Source organism: Pseudomonas sp. BAY1663, assembly GCF_000582595.1.
Taxonomy (GTDB): Bacteria; Pseudomonadota; Gammaproteobacteria; order Pseudomonadales; family Pseudomonadaceae; genus Stutzerimonas; species Stutzerimonas stutzeri_AF.
On the sequence record NZ_AZSV01000221.1, the window covers coordinates 1 to 506 of the forward strand.

Consider the following 506-nt stretch of genomic DNA (forward strand, 5'->3'; position numbering starts at 1 on the left):
TAACCAAACTGGCGCTTGATCACCCGAAACGGGTGCTCGACCTTGGCCCGCACCTGCGCCTTGGCCTTCTCGACCTTGCGCTTGGCTTTGTAGAGCGGGCTGCTCTTGCCAAGCTTTTTGTAAGTATTGCGGCGTGCCGCGACCTGCCAGATCACCCATAGGCGCCGTCGAGAGCACATTGACACTGCCGCGCTTCGCGCCATGAAGCTTGCCGCGACGATTGCGCTCCATGATCTTGGCGCGCTCGTATTCAGCGATCATGCCCTGCATCTGCAGCAACAGCGCCTCTTCCGGGGTCGCGCCGATGGCGTGATTGAGGAATCACGACCTCGACGCCGAACGCCGACAGTTCCTCGATGAGAAGAACCTGGTGCGCGTACTTTCGCGATAGGCGGTCCGGTGACAGCACGTAGAGACGCTCGATCAAGCCGAGTGCCGCAATCGATACGACCGGCAGTGATCTTGCGCAGCCCGCTTGCACATTGGTTGGCAACGGGGGAAGCTCA

1 protein-coding gene and 1 pseudogene are annotated in these 506 nt (G+C 60.7%); both read right to left on the bottom strand.

Going from position 1 to position 506, the window contains the following annotated elements:
* Window positions 1–155, bottom strand: a pseudogene (locus tag BAY1663_RS22895) (transposase); the annotation flags it as partial.
* 95 nt (window positions 156–250) lie between these two features.
* A partial coding sequence (locus tag BAY1663_RS24700; protein WP_256206963.1) for a recombinase family protein occupies window positions 251–506 on the bottom strand: 256 nt, incomplete at its 5' end.